At 65.4% G+C, this 16431-nt stretch carries 10 protein-coding genes and 1 pseudogene; 6 read left to right on the top strand and 5 right to left on the bottom strand.

Going from position 1 to position 16431, the window contains the following annotated elements:
- Positions 1–176: 176 nt before the first annotated feature.
- Positions 177–3674 (top strand): TonB-dependent receptor, encoded by a 3498-nt coding sequence (locus ACOFKS_RS14985; protein ID WP_419810059.1) that lies wholly within the window; start codon positions 177–179, stop codon positions 3672–3674.
- 75 nt (positions 3675–3749) lie between these two features.
- Here the strand turns inward: ACOFKS_RS14985 and ACOFKS_RS14990 are convergent, their stop codons facing one another.
- Positions 3750–4889, bottom strand: a complete 1140-nt coding sequence (locus ACOFKS_RS14990) for an endo-1,4-beta-xylanase (protein WP_419810060.1) — start codon at positions 4887–4889, stop codon at positions 3750–3752.
- Positions 4890–4943: 54 nt separating this feature from the next.
- Entirely contained in the window at positions 4944–6551 is a 1608-nt protein-coding gene (locus ACOFKS_RS14995; RefSeq protein ID WP_419810061.1) for a DUF5597 domain-containing protein, read from the bottom strand.
- 65 nt (positions 6552–6616) lie between these two features.
- Between ACOFKS_RS14995 and ACOFKS_RS15000 the strand changes: the two genes are divergently transcribed.
- A complete protein-coding gene (locus tag ACOFKS_RS15000; RefSeq protein ID WP_419810062.1) occupies positions 6617–8209 on the top strand; it encodes an alpha-L-fucosidase in 1593 nt (530 codons plus the stop codon).
- Here ACOFKS_RS15000 and ACOFKS_RS15005 read toward each other — a convergent pair.
- Positions 8206–10518, bottom strand: a complete 2313-nt coding sequence (locus ACOFKS_RS15005; RefSeq protein WP_419810063.1) for a TIM-barrel domain-containing protein — start codon at positions 10516–10518, stop codon at positions 8206–8208. The genes ACOFKS_RS15000 and ACOFKS_RS15005 overlap by 4 nt on opposite strands.
- The gene (locus tag ACOFKS_RS15010; protein ID WP_419810064.1) at positions 10515–11726 is read right to left on the bottom strand and encodes a glycoside hydrolase family 27 protein; all 1212 of its coding nucleotides are present in this window, start codon (positions 11724–11726) and stop codon (positions 10515–10517) included. The genes ACOFKS_RS15005 and ACOFKS_RS15010 overlap by 4 nt, the downstream gene beginning before the upstream one ends.
- A gap of 81 nt (positions 11727–11807) precedes the next feature.
- On the opposite strand from ACOFKS_RS15010, the gene ACOFKS_RS15015 reads away from it, so the two are divergent.
- Together ACOFKS_RS15015 and ACOFKS_RS15020 are read left to right on the top strand one after the other, a co-directional pair.
- On the top strand, positions 11808–13133 hold the full coding sequence (locus ACOFKS_RS15015; RefSeq protein ID WP_419810065.1) for a glycoside hydrolase 5 family protein: 1326 nt from the start codon (positions 11808–11810) through the stop codon (positions 13131–13133).
- 84 nt (positions 13134–13217) lie between these two features.
- Positions 13218–14176, top strand: a pseudogene (locus tag ACOFKS_RS15020) (IS1595 family transposase).
- A gap of 184 nt (positions 14177–14360) precedes the next feature.
- Here ACOFKS_RS15020 and ACOFKS_RS15025 read toward each other — a convergent pair.
- A complete protein-coding gene (locus ACOFKS_RS15025) occupies positions 14361–14990 on the bottom strand; it encodes a DUF3800 domain-containing protein (protein ID WP_419810066.1) in 630 nt (209 codons plus the stop codon).
- Between the two features lie 259 nt (positions 14991–15249).
- Here ACOFKS_RS15025 and ACOFKS_RS15030 point away from each other — a divergent pair, with 259 nt between their 5' ends.
- Together ACOFKS_RS15030 and ACOFKS_RS15035 are read left to right on the top strand one after the other, a co-directional pair.
- A complete protein-coding gene (locus ACOFKS_RS15030) occupies positions 15250–15411 on the top strand; it encodes a hypothetical protein (protein WP_419810067.1) in 162 nt (53 codons plus the stop codon).
- A 334-nt stretch (positions 15412–15745) separates the two neighbouring features.
- Positions 15746–16189, top strand: coding sequence for a hypothetical protein (locus tag ACOFKS_RS15035; RefSeq protein ID WP_419810068.1), 444 nt, complete (start codon positions 15746–15748; stop codon positions 16187–16189).
- The last annotated feature ends 242 nt before the right edge of the window (positions 16190–16431 follow it).

The raw sequence follows: 16431 nt of genomic DNA on the forward strand, positions 1-16431 counted from the left end.
CACGTCGAGTCTTGTCCGGGTCAGCGTTGCACGAACGCAACACCGATCGATCAAACGGTATTGCAACCTGCAAATTGTTAGCGCAACCATTGTCCCTCATCCCGGCTCTGCATTAGATCGGGATCGAACACGGTCAGGTGCGACGACAGCACCGGCCAAGGGAGGGGATTTCAAGAATGCGCCTTATCGCTTCTTCGCACGCCACCAAAACACGGTTCGTGCGGCTGCTGCGCGGTACGTCCGCCTCGGCGCTCTGCATCGCCGCCCTGTCGACCGCGGCGCAGGTGCAGGCACAGGCTGCCGATCAGCAGGTTCCCGCGACCGGCGCGAACCAGTCGTCGCCGACCGGCGCGAGGTCCGGGCCGGGCACGGCGGGCCGGGCGACCGTCAACAGCGCCCCGTCGGCTACCGACTCGGCGCAGAGCCCGATCGGCGAGGCCCAGACTCCCGACGCCAGCGCGGCCGATGCCCAGGACGCAGGCACCAACGGCGCCAATGAGGTGATCGTCACCGGTATCCGCCAGAGCCTCGCGAACGCGCAGAACATCAAGCGCAACTCCGATACGGTCGTGGACGCGATCACGGCGTCGGACATCGGTGCGCTGCCCGATCGGTCCGTTACCGAAGCGTTGCAGCGCGTGCCGGGCGTCGCGATCAGCCGCTTTGCGGGCACCAACGACCCGGATCACTTCTCGGTAGAGGGTTCGGGCGTCAACGTCCGCGGCCTGAACTTCGTCCGGTCCGAATTCAACGGCCGCGACACCTTCGCCGCCGGTATCGGTGGGCAGGCGATCAACTTTGCCGACGTGCCGGCCGAGCTGCTCGGCTCGGTCGAGGTTTACAAGAACTCGACCGCCGAGCTGATCGAGGGCGGCCTCGCCGGAACCGTCAACCTCAACACGCGACGACCGTTCGATAATAACGGCCTGCACATCGGCGTCGACGCCGAGGCGAACTACGGCGACTTCGAGCGGCGATGGTCGCCGACAGGGTCGATCCTGGTAAGCGACACTTGGCAGACGGGGATCGGCAAATTCGGATTGTTGGCCGACGTGTCCTACTCGCGCATCCGCAGCCGCGCCGACGGGATTCAGGTCACCAACTTCCAGACCCGCGACAACATGCTGGCGATCGCCGCCAACTCAACGACGACGACGGTCTGCCGCAACCCCCTGCCTGCCGGCACCGACGTCATGACCCTGCCGCCGGCAGGCGCGGCTTGCGGCGCGGCGGGCGCGGCGGGCGCAGACGGCTTCGCGGATTATGCGGGCACGCGCTACGCGCCGATCGGCGGCCAGTTCCGCAGCCAGGACTTCGACCGCAAGCGTGACGGCCAGGCCTTTGCCGCGCAATGGCAGAGCAACGATGAAAACACCGTGCTTACCGCCCAGTTTCTACGTACCCACACCACGAATAGCTGGGGTGAACATACGTTCGAGACCGCGCCCGATCTCTCCGAGTACAACACCTTTCCCTACGGCTGTCAGCAGAACGGCGACGGCCCGGCGTCGAACGGCAACGGCACGACTCGCGCGCAATGCCCGACGAGCGCGCTGCGCAACTACACTTACGATGCTAACGGGCTGTTCCAGTCGGGTTACATAACGCAGCCCGGCAGCGGTTACCGGTCGGCGTGCAGTGGTTCGGCGGACTGCTTCGTGCCCACGGGCGGCACCCAGCAGTCGCTCTCGCGGCGCCAGGTCTATGAAGAGAACACCAACCGGGATTTCGGCGTCAACCTGAAAACCCAGCTGAGCGATCATCTGTCGATCAACCTCGACGGAGACTATACGCGGTCCGAGCACAACAACCTCGATTTCAGCGTGTTCAGCTCGACCTTCGCCGACTCCGAACTGGATATCAGCGGCAATCTGCCGGTGGTCGTTCCGCACAAGCCGGTCACGCTGGCGGCCGCCTGGGCGACACCGAACCCCGCGCTGGTGTCGGCGACGGACTCCCAGTATTTTTCTGACCGCCGCGTCGAATATTGGCGCGCCGCGATGGATCATATCGAACAGAGCGAAGGACGCGAGTATGCGTTCAGGGGCGATGTCGACTACAAATTCGACGACGGTGCGTTTTTTACGCACGCCAAGTTCGGTGCGCGCTATGCCGATCGCAGCGAGGACGTGCGCTATAGCACGTACAACTGGGGCGTGCTGAGCGAGACCTGGGCAGGAACCAACCCGGTTTCGTACGCACAGTCGCCCGCCAACTCCGCGTTCTACAGCTTCCCTAACTTCTTCCGCGGCGCGACGGCCGGTCCGCCCGGCGGCTATTTCTATACCGGCGACTTGATCGGGAATTACGCCGATTCGGTCAACTATTTCAAATCGATCGGCAACCTCTGGAATACCGCGAACGGGGCCGGCGCGACCACCTGGGTGCCGGCGGGCGAGCGGGCTGGTGTGGTCAGTGGTACGTCATATCTGCCGTCCGAAATCCAGCGGGTCACTCAGCAGGACAAGAACGCCTACGCCCAGGTCAACTTCGCGACTCCGGGCACACTGTTCGGTAACGTACGGTTGAGCGGCAACATCGGCGTGCGTTATGTCGCAACCGACGTCACGTCCGCAGGATCGATCGGCGCGCCGACGCAGCAGCAAACGGGCACGCAGGATCCGTTCTCCGTCCGCTGCGTCACGACGACGACAACGCGCCCCGACGGAACGGTGGTGACGACGCAGCCGACCGGGGCATGTACGCTGGGCGAGGCGGGGTACAACGCGTTGCGCCAGTTTTCGACGGGCCTCACCAATCCCGAGGTCGCGCGGACGCACTATGATTACTGGTTGCCTAGTGTGAACCTGAAATTCGGGCTGAGCCGTGATGTGATCGTCCGCCTCGCCGCGTCAAAGGTGCTGACGCGCCCCGATTTGGCGAATATTCGCGATTTCCTTCAAGTCGGATTCGATACGACCAGTGGCCAGCCGACCGCGACGGCCGGAAATCCGTATCTGCGGCCGGCCACGGCTTGGCAGTTTGACGCGACCGTGGAGTGGTATTTCGGCCATGTCGGCCAGTTGTCGATCGACGGTTTCTACAAGTCTATCCATAATTTCTTCTACCAGTCGCTGCTGAACCGCACGATCAACAGTAACGGCATTACTCAGACGGTGCAGGTGCGTGGTCCTGCCAATTACGACGGGTACGGCAAGGTCAAGGGTGTGGAAGTCACTTACCAGCAGACCTTTGACTTTCTGCCATGGGTATTCAGTGGCCTCGGCACCAGCCTGAATTACTCGTATATCGATAGTTCAGGTCTTCCGAATTCGTTCCTGAATGGTGGATCGCCTCAGGCGACATCGAATATCACGCCCGGCACGCTGCCGTTGGAAGGATTGTCGAAGCATAACTTCAACGCGACGGTCTTTTACGAGAAGGGTCCGGTTTCGATCCGGGCGGCCTATAATTGGCGGTCTAGGTATCTCTTGACTGCGGCCGACGTGATCTTCCCGTACACGTCGATCTATCAGTCGGCCGGCGGTCAGCTGGACGCTTCCGCATTCCTCAATCTGAACAAATACATCAAGGTAGGCGTACAGGGCGTAAATCTCGCCAACCAGGTCATTAGAACCGAGCAGGCCTATATCAGCGGCTCGAATGCAACGGCGCCGCGATCGTATTTCGTCAATGATCGCCGCTTCTCGTTTATCCTCCGCGGCAACTTCTAGGCCGCAAGAGTTTCAGAGCAGGGGAGCGTCGGTAACGGCGCTCCCCTTTTTTTTGGAATACTGCGACCGCTTCGCTCAGCGCTCGGAGGCACCGGCGAGAGCGGCGGCGACCGCTTCGCGCATGGGTTTCGCGTGGAATCGAGAGTCGTAGAGTGTCGGCCGCCGACGGGCACCGTCCGGACGCGGCTCAAATCCCTCGATCCAGCTGTAGCGATCGCAAAGACCCCATGCCAGGACGTTGCGCACCTCGCGATAGGACAATGTCACGTCGAGATAGCCGCGGGTGTAATCGGCGACGGCGCGATCGCGAATCGTGATGTCGGCGGGAAGATTGTTGTCCCGCGTGTCCAACTCCGTGACGAGCAGCCGATAGCCCATCGCCACGACGGCATCCAGAAAGTGCCGCCACTCGCCCTGTAGCCTCAGCACGTGACCACCGACGCCGGTGCCTTGCGTGATGAGGTGCGACTGAATACCGAGGGCATCGACGGGAACGCCGCGCCGCTTGAACCCTTCGAGGAGTTTTAGGACGCCCGCGCGGTGCGCGCCGTTGCCCGGCTCCCAACTCATGTAATCGTTATAGACGAGTTGCGCCTGCGGTGCGCTTTCGCGCGCGGTGCGAAAGGCCAGGTCGAGTGCCGGCTCCGCTCCCCCGATCGCGCGCGACAGCGACGTCGTGTACAGCACGCCGTCCTCGGGCCGGACCGCTTCGTTGACGACGTCATAGCTTCCGATCCGAGTGCCGTAGCGATTGACGACGGTGCGGATATGCGTGGTCAGCAACCGCTCCGCCTCCGCTTGAGGACGGGCGCCGAAATCATAGTCGTTGAGCCAGCCGGGCAGCCATTTGGGCTGATGCCACAGCAGGTTGTGGCCGCGTACCGCCAAGCCATGCCGCGCCGCCCACGCGACGATCGCATCGCACCGATCGAAGGCGAAGGTGGTGGGCGTCGGTCGCAGCCACTGCCACTTCATTTCGTTTTCGGGCACGATGATTCCACACTGCGCCTCGACCAGCCGAGCATAGGCGGGTTCGGCAGGCGAACCGCCGCCGACCCCCAATTGGCTCCAGGCGACTGCCGAGCCGAACCGCAGGCCTTTTTGGGCAGCGATACCCTGAAGAGAGGCGTTCGGCGGCACCGCGCCGACCGCCTGATCCACCAACAGCATGGCGGCGGCGCCGACCAGCGCATCGCGGCGCGTCACTTCGATCATCTCAGCTCTCCCCATTCATTGTTAACGCTATCATTTCTGCGGTCGGAACTTCCGTCAAGGGATGCGGGAGAGTGTGACGCGCAGCATCGTCGGGTGCGTCAGGTTGAGGCCGTAGTCGGTCTGATCGCCGTTCCACACCCGCTCGGACACCCACGATCCGTCGGCGGCAAGCTGGCCCTGCTCGACCCGCAGCATTTCACCGGCGCCGCCGTCGGCGCGGGCGAAGCGGAGGCGCACGTCGGCGCCGGCGACGATGAAGCGATCCGGGGCGATCTGCACGACCGCGACGCCGCCGACCGGCCGGCCGGCGGTGGGGGCGGGATCGGTCCTGATCCACGTCCAGTCGCGCTCGCCGAACGACCAGAGGCCATATTGCGCGGTGATCCGCCAGTCGCCCAGCGTCCCGCTTTGGTCCGCGTCGTCGCGACCGCGCGCGGTGCCCCATGTCGCATGCTCGGCGGCGATCTTCGCCCAGCCCTCGACCATCGGGGCGAGCAGGCCATAAGGCTCGGCAAAGGCGGCGATCGTCGCGTCGTCGAGCGCCTTCGCGCCGAGCGGATAATTGACATAGCCGGTGTCATCCATGCCGAACGGCGCGAAGCCGATCGCGCCGCGCCCGAGCGCCGCCCAGAAGAAGCGGGCATAGTCGGCCGCGTTGCCGATCTCGGGCACCATCAGCGGATTGTCCGGACGGGCATAGCGATCGAGCGTTGCGGCGACCGCCGGGCCGTCGCGATTGTAGATGTCGGGTGCGACCAGCGCCAGATGCGGCGCCGCCGTCTTCCAGATGTCGATGACCGGCAGGTCGGGACCGCCGCTCGCCCCGCCGCCCGTGCCCGGCGCGGCGAAGGGGTCGCTCAGCGCCGCATTGGCGTACATCGGCAGCGCCAGTTCGCGCTGCCCGGCGGCGGCGACCTGATCGACGTAGCGCGCCACGTGCCAGGCATTGAACGCGGTTTCCGCAAGCGGCCCGTACACCGCAGTCCAGTCGCCCCGGCGGCCGGTCGCTCTGGCGAGCGGTTCGGGCACGGGCGCGCGGAACAGGCGGGTGGCCGCGGCGGAGAGATCGCGCTTCTGGCCATAGACGCCGCTCTCGTTCTCGACCTGCACCATCACGACGCGATGATCCGGATCGGCGGCGGCGAGGTGGTGCATCAGCGCGGCGAAGGCGCGGCTGTCGGCGGCCAGCGTCGCTGCACCGTGCGGCGACAGCGTGACGCTGGGCCGGCCGTCGGCGGTCGTCATGCGGGGAAAGCGCGCCCGGTCCGTGCGCACCCAGGCGGGGGCATAGCTGGAACTGGTGTTCTTCCAGGTGCCGAACCACAGTAGGACGAGGCGCAGCCGATGCGCACGCGCGCCGGCGAGCAGCGCGTCGACATACGCGAATTCGAACCGGCCTTCCTCTGGCTCGATCTGCTCCCACGCGACCGGGATCTCCAGTGTATTGGCGTGCAGCCGTGCGAGCATCGGCCAGACCTGCGGCAGCACCGCCGGATAGTTGCTGGAATTGTTCGCCTGCGCCGCCAGCATCAGGAACGGGCGCCCATCGACCAGCAGACGGTGGCGGCCATGATCGCTCGCAATGCGGGGCAGGGGTGCCTGCGCAAGGCCGGGTGCTGCGAAGGCCAGCGCGACCACGGCGGACCAGAGCTTCGAAATCATCCCTATCGTAACCTCTCCGCGCGACCGTAGCACCCGTGCGATGGTTGCGCTATCATCGCACCGCCATGGACCGCCGCCAGTTCCTCGCCGCCGCCGCCGTCGCCGCCACCGCCGCGCCGACGCGCGCCGCAAACCCGCGAGTAGAGGCGAGCTGGCCGGGCCTCGCCGCCGCATGGCGCTGCCCGGACTGGTTCCGCGACGCCAAGTTCGGCATCTGGGCGCATTGGTCGGCGCAGTGCGTGCCCGAGCAGGGCGACTGGTACGGGCGACTGATGTACGTCCAGGGCCACCCGATGTACGCCCATCACCTGAAGACCTACGGCCATCCCGCCGACACGGGCTTCATGGAGATCGAGAACCGCTGGCGCGCCGAGGCATGGGACCCGGCCGATCTCATCCGCCGCTACAAGGCGGCCGGCGCACGCTATTTCGTGGCGCTCGCCTGTCATCACGACAATCTCGATACCTACGCCAGCCGCCATCACGCCTGGAACACGACGCGGGTCGGACCGAAGCGCGACATCGTTGGCACCTGGGCTACCATCGCGCGCGGCGCCGGCCTGCGCTTCGGCGTCAGCAACCATGCCAGCCACGCCTGGCATTGGTGGCAGACCGCCTATGGCTATGACGCGGAGGGGCCGCGCGCCGGCGAGCGCTACGATGCCTTTCGCCTGACCCGCGCGCAGGGTCGGGGGAAATGGTGGCAGGGTCTCGATCCGCAGGAACTCTATACCGGGCCGAGCATGGTCGCACCCGCCGGGCTATCGACCGTCGCGGCGATGAACGCGTGGCATGACGCGCATGACGGTCAGTGGCTGGAATCAGCGCCGCCGAACAACCCCGCCTTTGTCGCCAAGTGGCTGCTCCGCCAGAACGATCTGGTCGACCGCTACCGGCCCGACCTTGTCTATCTCGACGGCTTCGGGTTGCCGTTCGGACAGACCGGACTCGAAGCGGTGGCGCACTACTATTCCGGCGCGATTGCCGCGCGCGGGACCGCGGACGTGGTGGTGACCGCCAAGCAGCTCGACGACGCGCAGCGTCTCGGGGTGACGGAAGACATCGAACGCGGCTGGAGCGACGGGTTGCGCGCCGAGCCGTGGCAGACCTGCACCTGCATCGGCGACTGGCACTACAACCACGCCCGGTTCGAGCAGAAGAGCTATGTCCCGGCCAAGCAGGTGATCCAGCGGCTGGTCGACGTCGTCGCGAAGAACGGCAATCTCCTCCTCTCGATCCCCCTGCGCGGCGACGGTACGATCGACAGCGAGGAGGAGCGCGTGCTCGACGGCATCACCGCCTGGATGCGCGTGAACGGCGACGTGGCGATCGGCGGATCGCGGCCGTGGACGCGCTATGGCGAGGGCCCGACCAGGCTGGCGTCGGGGATGTTCACCGAGGGCCATGTCGCCTTCACGCCGAAGGACGTGCGCTTCACCGTCAAGGACGGCACGCTCAACGCGATCCTGCTCGAATGGCCCGACGCGCCGGTGCGCGTCGCATCGCTCGGCGGCCGCCGGGTGGAGCGCGCGACGCTGGCGGACGGCCGGCCGGTCACGGCGCGCGCGGTCGACGGCGCGATCGAGCTGACGCTGCCCCGCGCGCGCGCCGGCGACATGGTGCCGGTGGTGCGGCTACACGGCGACGCGTCGATCTAGCGCCCGACCACCCGTACCAATGGCGCGAGCGCTTGGCCGGTCGGCAGCCGGCCGCTGGCGGTCAGTCGCCCGCTCGCGTCGTCCCACATCAGCGTCGCCGCCCGGCCGCCGCCGGTGCGATAGGCGTTGGTCATGCCGTCGTCGTCATAGAGCGTAAAGCGCGTGTCGCGACCCGGATAGACGCGGATGGTCTCCAGCGGCTGCGCGGTCGCGGTGCTCCGCACCGCCGCCCCGAGCGGCACGATCGAACCGGCACGGACGAACAGCGGTATATGCTCGATCGGCGCGGCGGCGATGACCCACTGACCGCCGGAATAGCGCCGGTCGGTCCACCAGTCGTACCAGTCGGTCCCTGCCGGCAGCCACACCCGCCGCGTCGTCGCCCCCTGTTCGGTGACCGGCGCGACCAGAAACGCGGGCCCGAGCATGTACTCGTCACCCAGCGTCTTCGCCGTCGCATCGTCGGGAAAATCCATGAAGAGCGCACGCATGAACGGCGCGCCGCTCTGCCAGGTGTCGTGACCGAGCGCGTAGAGATAGGGGATCAGCCGATAGCGCAGCCGCAGCAGGTCGGCGAGGACCGGCTCGGCCGCCGCGCCATAGTCCCAGATCGCGGTCGCAGGCCGCTGACCGTGAATCCGCAGCGTCGGCGTGAAGGCGTTGTACTGGAACCAGCGCACGAACAGTTCGGGATAGTCGCGATAGGACGGCGCCATCGCGGTCGCGCCCGCCGGGTCGATCAGCACCGGGCGGCGCGCGGCGGGGCCGTTGGGCCATTGCCAGCCGCCGGTATCGCTCGACCAATAGGCGATGCCGCTCGCGGTCATGCCGAGTCCCGCCGGCACCTGACGCCGCAGCGCCTCCCAGCTCGACTGGACGTCCGACGACCAGAACAGGCAGCCATTCGCCTGCGCGCCCAGATAGGCGGCGCGGCAGAGGATCAGGTTGCGCAAGGTCGGGCGATCGCGCGCCGAGCCCTCGGCGACGCCGGCGGTGTGCAGGAGCGGGAAGACATTGTGATAGCGATCGCCCGACCCGATCGCATAGAAATTGCCGTCCGGCACCAGGTCCGGCTCGGTCTCGTCGAGCCACGCGAAGTCGAAGCCCTGAGAAAAGATGTTGTCGCGGATCCGATCCCAGAACCAGGCGCGGGCGGCGGGATTGGTCGAATCGATCAGCGCGCCGGCCCGATCCGAGCGGATCGCCAGGCCGTCGACCGGGTTGCCGTTCCGGTCGTTCAGCAGCCAGCCTCTCGCCGCAAGCAGGTCGTGATAGCGGCTCTCGCGTTCGAACCGGGGCCAGATACTGACGATACTGCGCATTCCCGCCGCCTTCAGCTGCGCGTTCATCGCGACAGGATCGGGAAAGGCGGTGCGATCGATGTCCAGCTGGCCCATCCGCGTCCAGTGGAACCAGTCCAGCACCATCACGTCGAGCGGCAGGCCGCGTCGACGATAGCCATCGGCAACGGCGAGCAACTCCGCCTGCGTCTCGTAGCGCGCCTTGCTCTGGATCAGCCCGAAAGCCGCCTTCGGAGGCAATGGCGTGCGGCCGGTCAGGCGGGCGTAGCCGGCATAGAGTTCGTCGGCGGTCCGGCCGGCGATGACGAAGAACGAGACGCGCTCGCCGACGTTCGACTGGAAATGGGTCGCGTCGAGCAGGCCGGGTGAGACGGTGGTCGCGGATGGGTTGTCCCACAGGATCGCATAGCCCTGATCGGTCACCATGAACGGCACGCAGACCGCCTCGCCGCCCGGCCGATCGTAATCGTGACGGCAGTCGATCGTGCGGCCGCGCAGATCGAGCACGCCGTCCTGATACTGGCCGAGCCCGTAATAATGCGTGTCGGGCGTGTCGGAAAAGGTCGCGCCGACGCGGAACGTGTGTTCGCCGGCGACATCGTGGGGTGCCATCTCCCAGCCGGTCAGGCGGGTGAGCGCGCGCCCGTCGGGCAGCGCGATGTCGATCGCGACGGGCGGCAGCGATGGCGCGAAATAACGCTCCATCTGGCTCGGCGGCCGAGGCCAAGGCTGGGCGGCGACGGTCAACGTCAGGCCGGCCGAGACGAAATGCGCGCCCGCTGCGTCCGTGCTGTGCGTCCAGCCGGTGGCGTCGGGTCGGGCGGTAATGCCATAGCCCGGCGCGGCGGCGACCTGCTCGCGATCGACCGCGATCGTCACGCGGACGATGCCGGGGCCATAGGGCTCCACCGCAACCAGCGCGCCGTTGCGGTCGATCGTCGCGAGCGGATCGGCGGTCGCGGCCAGCGGCGCGGCGCCGAGTAGCGCGAAGGCGGCGAGCAGCCTCAAGGCGCGATCACCAACATGGCGACGCCGTGCGGCGCGACGGTCGCCGCCACCAAGCCGGTCGCTCGCGGCAGGTCGCGATGCGCCCACAGGTCGCGCACCCGCGCGGTGAGGGTCGGGGGATAGCCGAGCTGATCCCAGCTCGCCACGATGCGGGCGGACCGGGCGCCGCGATTGAACAGCAGTACCGCGCGACGGCCACCCGACAGCGGCTTCACCCAGGTCTCGCGGTCGCCGTCGCGTGCAACGCGGTGGCCCTGCTGGCCGAGCGCGTCCTGATCGACCGCGATCACCTCTCGGTTGGTCAGGATTTCCCGCGTCGCCGCATTCATCGCCGCGAGGTCGTTGCCCGCGATCAGCGGCGCCGCCATCATCGCCCAGAGCGAGAAATGCGCGCGATATTCGGTGTCGCTGAGGCCGCCATTGCCCACCTCCAGCATATCGGGATCGTTCCAGTGACCGCGCCCGGCGAACGGCCAGAGCGGCTCGTTGAGGTCGACGATCGCCGTCACGCCATAGGCATAATCGTGCTTGCCGTCCCATTTGTCGGTGATGTCGCCGGTGGTGCGCCACATCTGTCCGACGGTCGGCGTCCACAGCCACGGCCGGGCGGTGCCCCATTCGCACAGCGACAGCAGGATCGGCCGCGCGGTCGCGGCGATCGCGCGCTCGATCAGGCGGTACGCTTCCTCGGCGTTGCGGGGGCCGGTCTCGCACCAGTCGTATTTCAGATAGTCGACTCCCCAGCGCGCATAGGTGAGCGCGTCCTGGTACTCATGCCCCTGGCTGCCGGGGCGTCCGCCGCAGGTCTTTGCGCCGGCGTCCGAGTAGATTCCGAACAGCAGGCCGCGGGCATGGACATAGTCGGCCAGCGCCTTGATCCCGGCGGGAAACCTGGCGGCATCGGCGGTGATGAACCCGTCGGCGTCGCGCGCACCCTGCCAGCAATCGTCGACGACGACATAGCGATAGCCCGCATCGCGCATCCCGGACGCGACCATCGCATCGGCGACGGCGCGAACCTTGGCCTCGTCGATGTTGCACTGGAACCGGTTCCAGCTGTTCCACCCCATCGGCGGCGTCGCCGCGAGCATCGGTGCCGCAGCGGGGAGGGGTGCGGCGGCGGCAACGGATGTCGGCCCGCCGAGCAGCGCCACCGCCACCGCGCCGCACGCCACGCGCCCGACCATCGTCCGTGCCCACCGCCTCATCATCCGCTCCCCCCATCCGCTTGTCGCGATGTGAGCGCTACCGTAACGTGCGTCGATCGTTTTCGGAATAGGTGCATTGCCGTGATAAGCCGTCGTACCGTGCTCAAGGCCGCCGCCGCCACCGTGTCGGTCGCCGCCGCGCCGCTCGCCGGGCGCGCGGCCCCCGATCGTTTCGTGCGCCGGGTCGGGATGGGCCTCGTGCGCGACGGCAAGCGCTATCGCTACGTCGGCGCCAACATGTGGCATGCCGCCTATCTGGGCGCGGCGGCACCGGTCGGCGACGGCGACCGGCTGCGTCGCGAGCTGGACGCTCTCGCGGGGATGGGGGTGCGCAACCTGCGCCTGCTCGCCTCGTCGGAGCTGTCGCCGCTGACCAATTCGGTGCGGCCGACCTTTCGTGACCGCGGATCGCACTACAACGAGGCGCTGCTGCGCGGGCTCGACGTGGCGCTCGCTGAAATGGGCAGGCGGGACATCACCGGCGTCCTCTACCTGACCAATTTCTGGGAGTGGTCGGGCGGCATGATGACCTATCTGTCATGGGTCAACGGCGGCAGCTACATCAACAACAACGACCCTGCGCACCCGTGGCCCGAATTCGCCAATCGCGCGTCCGACTTCTACGCCAACGCCGATGCGGTGCGCCTGTATCACGACTATGTCCGCGCGATCGTCGGTCGCACCAACAGCGTCACCGGCGTGCGCTATGCCGACGACCCGACGATCATGGCGTGGCAGCTCGCCAACGAGCCGCGTCCGGGCGGCGGCGAGGCGGTGGCGCGCGCCAACATGGCCGCGTTCGACGGCTGGATCACGGCAACGGCGCGGCTCATCAAGTCGATCGACCGCAACCATCTGGTCTCGACCGGCAGCGAAGGGCTGAAAGGCTGTGTCGAGGACGAGGGCTGCGTGGTCGCCGAGCATCGCGGGCCGGAGATCGATTATCTTACCGCGCATGTCTGGCCGCTCAATTGGAGCTGGGTCGACGATCATGATCTGGCCGGCACCTGGGCGGCGGGGGCGGCGAAGTCGCGCGCTTACGTCGACGCGCATGTCGCGATGGCGCGGCGGCTGGGCAAGCCGCTGGTGATCGAGGAGTTCGGCTTCCCCCGCGACGCCGGTTACGACCCCGCCGCGTCGACGCAGTGGAAGGACCGCTTCTACGGCCTGATCTACGACGCCGTGCTCGCCGGCGCGGCGGCGGGCGGGCCGGTCGCCGGGTCGAACTTTTGGGGCTGGGGCGGGGAGGGGCGCAGCACGCGGGCCGACCATCGCTTCACGGCGGGACCGGCCGCCTATGTCGCCGATCCACCCCACGAGCCGCAGGGCTGGTACAGCGTGTTCGACACGGACGCCTCGACCCGCGCCGTGATCCGCGCGCACGCAACGGCGCTCGCCCGGATCTAGGGCGTGACCGGCCATTGAAGGCGATTATATACCTTGCAAACACGGTGGTGATCGGGCATAAGGATCAGGCAAGGAGCTACCCCGATGTCCGCACTGTCCCGCCCCGAGTTCCACAACGAAGAAGCCGCCTTCGCCCATCTCGAAAAGATGATCTGGGACGGCAAGCCGGTGTGTGTTCACTGCGGCGGCTTCGACCGGATCACGAAGGTGAAGGCTAACCCCGAGAAGCGCATCCGCCTCGGTCTGCACCGCTGCGGTCAGTGCAAGCTCCAGTTCACCGTCAAAATCGGCACCGTGTTCGAGCATGCCCGCATACCGCTCCACAAGATGCTCCAGGCCGTCTATTTGATGACGTCGAGCAAGAAGGGCGTCTCGGCTCACCAACTGCACCGAATGCTGGAGGTGACGTACAAGACGGCGTGGTTTCTCGCTCACCGCATTCGCGAGGCGATGCGCTCTGGCGACCTCGCGCCGTTCGGCGTTGGCGGCGGCATCATGGAGGTGGACGAGACCTTCATCGGTCACGACACGGCCATCAAGCCGAAGGGCGAGAAGAAGGGTCGCGGCTACGCGCACAAGCACAAGGTGCTGTCACTGGTCGATCGCGACACCGGCCGTCAGCGCTCGATGGTGGTGGACAGTCTCAAGGCTGCCGACCTGACGCTGATCCTCAAGGCGAACATCGCGGCGGAAGCCTTCGTGATGACCGATGAAGCGAGCCAATATCGCGCGTTGGCCGATCACTTCGCCGGCCACGGCTTCACGTGCCACGGCGCCGACCAGTACGTCGATTATGAGAACCCGACGATCCACACGAACACGATCGAAGGCGCGTTCTCGATCTTCAAGCGCGGGATGAAAGGCGTGTACCAGCATTGCGCGAAAACCATCTGCACCGCTACGTCGCGGAGTTCGAGTTCCGCTACACCAACCGAGAAGCAACGGGCTTCAACGACGGCGCCCGCAACGATGCCGCGTTGAAGGGCATTGTGGGCAAGCGCATCACCTATCGGCGGGCTAACGAAGCCATTGCCGGCGCGTAAGCCGTTGAAAACGACTCACAATCAGCAGCTTAGCTTTAAGTTCATGGAATCTTACAGATTCTTGATATAAAGCTTGCTTTATGCGATACCGAAGCTGGTGGTGCGCCGGTTGCCGGGTCGTCGGTATTTGTATTCCGGCGGCATCGACCGACACGCTTGATGCGACGATAGTCGGGCTCAATGGTCAGTCGCTAAACGCCTCCGGGCACCACCACTGGCTGGGGTAGCCATAGTGCTTGAAGATCGCCGCTTGATCGGTGTCGAGCTTCGCCCTCCGCATGCTCGGCATCAGCTTAACCCCGAAACCTGAAATCTGGCCGCGAACCTTATTCGGTTCGCGAGCCATCCTGTTGCGGAGGGCCTTGGCGAACCCGGGATCACATGCCCCCGTGTCGTGCTTGTCACATGCTTTAAAGAACGCGCTCGCCACTACGTCCGCCAGTTGCAACCCCTCTCGGTCAAGATGCGGGTACACATGCAGTTGATCCGGGCTCATCACCTCCCAGTATATCTTGCCCCATGGCAGATATGGGTTGTGCTTCTTCAGTCTCATCCATTCATAATATGCCGACATTTGCGAGTAGCTTAACCCACCGCGCGCGCTGTACTCGATACGCAGCGGGCGGGGCTCCCCATGCTCTTTAATCCCACGATCGTAGACAAACTTCGTGACCCGTTCTAGCAGCAGGCGCGTCATCCAACAGTAAAACCAGTTGGAGGATGGTATCTTTCCGGCAAAGGGGTTTGTATAACCTTCCATATTCTTCTTGTTAGACGCAACTACAAAATAGCGAGCATCAAGTTCTGCCATCATCTGACACGCTTTGAGCCGCTTGGCGGGGTTGAACCCAGAAAAGTGAATGTCAGGTCTCTGATGATTGCGAAACTCAGCCTTGATCGCGTCAACTCATTCTGGGACCTTCACTTGGTTCTCAGCGCGCACTACAACGGCTGATAGGATCAGCCGTTCACTTGAGCCGGGGCGGGAGAGTGGTTTAACTGCGCGTAGGCCGTCATCGCCAGCTTCATCGATATATGCTACGTAACCGTAGTCTGCTTGATCCGAGGTCATAATGCCCAACGCAACATCAGAGCGCCCCGAGAGTCAACTCGACAAGTTCAAAGCCCTTGCCCGCGAGCTAGAAGCAGACGAGGACGAGGCCCGCTGGGATGAGCGGTTGGAGAAAGTGGTGAAGCACAAGCCTGCGCCGGAAGAGACTGGTGACCAAGCCTAAGCGCTCCCGACAGGAGCGGCTTGGTGACGAACTTGCCTCGTTCGTCCGATCGGCAGGCCGGAAGGCACAACCGCGCCGCGATCCGAATGACCGGGATTACAGCGTTGAGCTTCAACGCGCCCTTCGCCGCAGGCCGCCTGACCAGATTGATGCACTGTTGAACGGCGATCCGGAGCCGGAGAAGACGGAGTGAAATGGCGGGCGGCGCTGTTTGGCATCGTCGTCTTCGTGCTACCGCTAGTCGCAATGTTCTACACAAGCATGTTCATGAACGGCGACCCTCGCTAGCCGTTGCGTTTGCAAACTACATAATGGCCCTTTTATTCGAGCGCGATTGCTGTTCGGCGCGGAGAAAGTTGGAGTAAATCCCGCTGGAGCCAGCCCTTCGCGTCGACGCTTCCTCGCCGAACCGCGGCTACAGTTCACGACGCTGGGATTTCCCCGCGAAAAGTCATGGGCAGCGAAGCGTCCTACGCTGCAGCAACTGGTGAATCTAGATGCCTTCGCGCGCGCCGTAATTGACGGCGAAGAGAAAGAGGCGGTGCGACTTAGGGCGGCACATCTCATTGCACTATTCCGCTACCTGCCGGCCATGGTGATGCAAGCCGAGAAAGTCTCGTCGCCGTTTCAGGACGAGGCGGATGTCATTGAAGCACTCGACGCGGCACCAAGACGCTCACGGAAGGATCTCGCCAATCATCCTAGCTTGGCTCTCACGGAAGCATTCCGGCTTATAGAGGATCGGCCGGACCTCTTCCGGTGTCATGGCTTGGTCTGACAATATACCAACACAAAATCTTATCCGTCGAATGGCAACAAAGTTTTCCAATGATCGTAGCGCCTATCTTCGCTATGCCGAGCGCGCCGAAGCCGCATGACAATGATTGGGAGGGCTATGATGCCGCCGTCCTCACGCAGCTTCGCCGAGGGCGGTTGTATCATCAATACAACGGTACGCGACTATCGCGTTCGCTCAGGGGCAGCCAACGTCGCCACTTTCGTTCGACCTTCTATGGACTT

The sequence above is a fragment of the Sphingomonas sp. genome (genome assembly GCF_965200135.1).
Lineage (GTDB): Bacteria > Pseudomonadota > Alphaproteobacteria > Sphingomonadales > Sphingomonadaceae > Sphingomonas.

Bases quoted from the DNA above. Each gene is read 5' to 3' on its own strand.
- ACOFKS_RS14985 (WP_419810059.1), top strand. From the start codon at position 177: ATGCGCCTTATCGCTTCTTCGCACGCCACCAAAACACGGTTCGTGCGG.
- ACOFKS_RS14990 (WP_419810060.1), bottom strand. From the start codon at position 4,889: ATGATCGAAGTGACGCGCCGCGATGCGCTGGTCGGCGCCGCCGCCATG.
- ACOFKS_RS14995 (WP_419810061.1), bottom strand. From the start codon at position 6,551: ATGATTTCGAAGCTCTGGTCCGCCGTGGTCGCGCTGGCCTTCGCAGCA.
- ACOFKS_RS15000 (WP_419810062.1), top strand. From the start codon at position 6,617: ATGGACCGCCGCCAGTTCCTCGCCGCCGCCGCCGTCGCCGCCACCGCC.
- ACOFKS_RS15010 (WP_419810064.1), bottom strand. From the start codon at position 11,726: ATGAGGCGGTGGGCACGGACGATGGTCGGGCGCGTGGCGTGCGGCGCG.
- ACOFKS_RS15025 (WP_419810066.1), bottom strand. From the start codon at position 14,990: ATGATGGCAGAACTTGATGCTCGCTATTTTGTAGTTGCGTCTAACAAG.
- ACOFKS_RS15030 (WP_419810067.1), top strand. From the start codon at position 15,250: ATGCCCAACGCAACATCAGAGCGCCCCGAGAGTCAACTCGACAAGTTC.